We start from the raw sequence: 2,931 nt of genomic DNA on the forward strand, positions 1-2,931 counted from the left end.
AACTTTGATCGACTCACCATTTGATCGGCTCACCCTTTGACCGACCCCGTTACCGGCGCGGATTGTTTGATGTTTGACCTGCCGCCTTCGACCCGGACCGCCGACGGAATGCCTCGCCGGGTCGGGGTGGAGATCGAGTTCATGGGGCCGGGCGTCCGCGAAGCTGCGAGCGCCCTGGCCGCCGGTTTCGGCGGCATCGTGATCGAGGAGGACCCTCACGCCGCCACCGTGCGCGGCACGCGGCTGGGGGATCTCACGATCGAACTCGACCTCCGCCATGCCCACCCGCAGCGCCACGGCCGTACCCTGCCGGTCCGGCTGGGCCGGCGGAGCGCCGCCCTCCTGGGCTTCGCCCTGGGCCGCGTGGTCCCGCGCGAGCTGATCACCGCTCCGTTGCCGCTCGACCGGCTGGGCGAGGTGGACGATGTCGTCGCAGTCCTCCGCCGCGCCGGCGCCGAGGGCCGGGGCTCCGTCCGACCCGGCTCGCCGCAGCTCGGCTCGCTGGGATTGCACTTCAACGTCGATGTCCAGAACGTGTCGGCCGGAAACATCCTGGCGCATCTCCGCGCCTACATGCTGCTGGACCCCTGGCTCCGCGCCGCCAGTTTTTCCACGCGCAGCGAGCGCGTGGCGGCTCCGCCCGATTTCTCCAGCGACTACATCCGCAAGGTGCTGTCTCCCGACTACCGCCCGGACCTTGCCGGGTTCGCCGACGATTATCTGGCGGCCAACCCGTCGCGCGACCGCGCGCTGGACCTTCTGCCGCTGCTGCTCCACCTGGACGCCCAGCGCGTCCGGAGCATTTTGCCGCGCGAGAAGATCTCCGCCCGCGCCGTCTTCCATTACCGGCTGCCCCAAGCCCATGTCGGCGACGCCGGATGGAGCATCGCCGCCGACTGGAACCGCTGGGTCGCAGTCGAACGCCTCGCCGCCGATCCCGAGCGGCTGGCGGAACTGAGCCGCGCCTGGCTCCTGTTCAAGGGAGAGGCGGACGCCTGGATCACCCGCCCTCCGGTTCCGCATCGGATAGTCCCGGTTCAGTCGGCCGTCTTGGATTCCACGACCGCCTGATAGACGAGCTGTTTGATCAGCTTGCGGTAATAGGGACGGCTCGGTCCCGGCGCCTGCGTCATCATGACGGCGGTGATATCCTCCACCGGGTCGATCCAGAAGAAGGTCCCGGCGTAGCCCGCCCACATGAACTCGCCCTTCGATCCGGGAACGCCCGCGATCCCGGCCTCCGGACGCACCATGAAGCCGAGGCCGAAGGTGTAGCCCGGCGTCCCCAGCAACTGCTCGCCAGGGCTGACGACCGGCTGGATACGGGTGCCCAGATGGTCCGACGCCATCAGCTTGACTGTCGTCGGGCTGAGGATGCGGACACCGTCCAACTCGCCGCCGTTCAGCAGCATCTGTGTGAAGCGCAGGTAATCGGCGGCGGTGGAAACCGCTCCGGCCCCGCCGGAATCGTTCGCCGGCACCTGCGACACGTCGATCAGCCGGTTGTCGGCCCCGGTTGCCGGGTCCTTCGCCAACGGTTCGGCCAGCCGCGCCAGTTCCGCTTGAGGCACCGTGAAGCCGGTGTCCTTCATCTTCAGCGGATCGAACACCCGCTTCTTGAGGAAGTCGGCCAGCCGCATCCCCGATGCCTTTTCCACGACCCGGCCCAGGACATCGCTTGCCAAGCTGTATTCCCAGCGGGTGCCCGGCTGATGGATCAGCGGCACTTGCGCGATCGCCTTGACTTCCTCTTCCGGCGTCAGGTTCCGGGCGTCGTAGTCCCGTTCGCCGGGCTTGTAGAGACCGGCCTTGGCATAGCCTTCGCGGACTACGGTGTTCTGGGTGATCTCGCCGTATCAAAGCCCCGCCGTGTGCCGCAGCAGGTCCTGGACGGTGACGGGCCGCTCGGCCGGCACGGTCGAATACGTCACCTTGCCGTAGGGACCGAGCTGCGGCACGCTGACCTGGAGCTTGGCGAATTCCGGCAGGTATTTGGAAACAGGGTCCGGCAGTTGCAGCCGGCCCTCCTCCATCAGGATCATGGCGGCCACCGAGACCAGCGGCTTGGTCATGGAATAGATGCGGAAGATCGAATCCTCGGCCAGGGGCGCATTGGCACCCTTGTCGCGGTACCCGATGGTCTTCGTATAGGCGAGCTGTCCGTCTCTGGCGACCATGATGACGGCGCCGGGCAGCTTGCCGCCGTCGACCTCGCGGCTGAAGGCCTGCTCGATCCGTTCCAGCCGTTCGGCCGACAACCCGACCTTGCCGGGCTCGGCGCGGGGCAGGGCCTGTGCCCATGCCGCCGTGGCGGTGCATAATGCGATGATGAATACGCTGGGAGCGGTGATCCGCTTCATTCCTCGGTTTCCTCCCCAATTTCCTTATGGCCGCACCCGGTCGCGGATGCAGCCACCCAAGGTAGCGCCGTTGTGGCAGGGTGGAAAGCGCTTGAAACGTATGGTCGTCATGGCGACAGCGGGACGATATCCCGCATGATCGGCAATTGACTGCCGTCCCGCCGGGTGCCATGTCATCAACCCATGGAGCCGCCCCCAGAAGGGGGATCGTCCCTGCGGCTAAGCGTTGCGTGGCCGGACACTGTCGAACCTGCTAGGCTTGTGCCCATGTTCACCGGAATCATCACAGATGTGGGGACCGTCGTCGCCGTTGACCGGCGCGGAGATACCCTGTTCACCATCGCCACCGCCTTTGATATGGATACCGTGGATATCGGCGCCTCCATCGCTTGCAGCGGCTGTTGTCTTACGGTGATCGAGAAGGAAGCCGACCGCTTCACGATCTCCGCCTCCGGCGAGACGCTGTCCAAGACGACGCTCGGCACCTGGGGCGAGAATACCGAGATCAATCTGGAGCGAGCCCTGAAGATGGGCGACGAACTGGGCGGCCACATCGTTTCCGGCCATGTCG

2 protein-coding genes and 1 pseudogene are annotated in these 2,931 nt (G+C 66.4%); 2 read left to right on the forward strand and 1 reads right to left on the reverse strand.

Annotated elements, in window-relative coordinates:
• The first annotated feature begins 69 nt into the window (after positions 1–69).
• The gene (locus AC5JJ6_RS06920; RefSeq protein WP_496041328.1) at positions 70–1,071 is read left to right on the forward strand and encodes an amidoligase family protein; all 1,002 of its coding nucleotides are present in this window, start codon (positions 70–72) and stop codon (positions 1,069–1,071) included.
• Here AC5JJ6_RS06920 and AC5JJ6_RS06925 read toward each other — a convergent pair.
• Positions 1,038–2,360 (reverse strand): annotated as a pseudogene (locus tag AC5JJ6_RS06925) (serine hydrolase domain-containing protein). The gene AC5JJ6_RS06920 and the pseudogene AC5JJ6_RS06925 sit on opposite strands and share 34 nt — an antisense overlap.
• A 267-nt stretch (positions 2,361–2,627) precedes the next feature.
• On the opposite strand from AC5JJ6_RS06925, the gene AC5JJ6_RS06930 reads away from it, so the two are divergent.
• A partial coding sequence (locus AC5JJ6_RS06930; protein ID WP_496041329.1) for a riboflavin synthase occupies positions 2,628–2,931 on the forward strand: 304 nt, incomplete at its 3' end.

It is taken from the genome of Skermanella sp. (assembly GCF_059503625.1).

Bases quoted from the DNA above. Each gene is read 5' to 3' on its own strand.
- AC5JJ6_RS06920 (WP_496041328.1), top strand. From the start codon at position 70: ATGTTTGACCTGCCGCCTTCGACCCGGACCGCCGACGGAATGCCTCGC.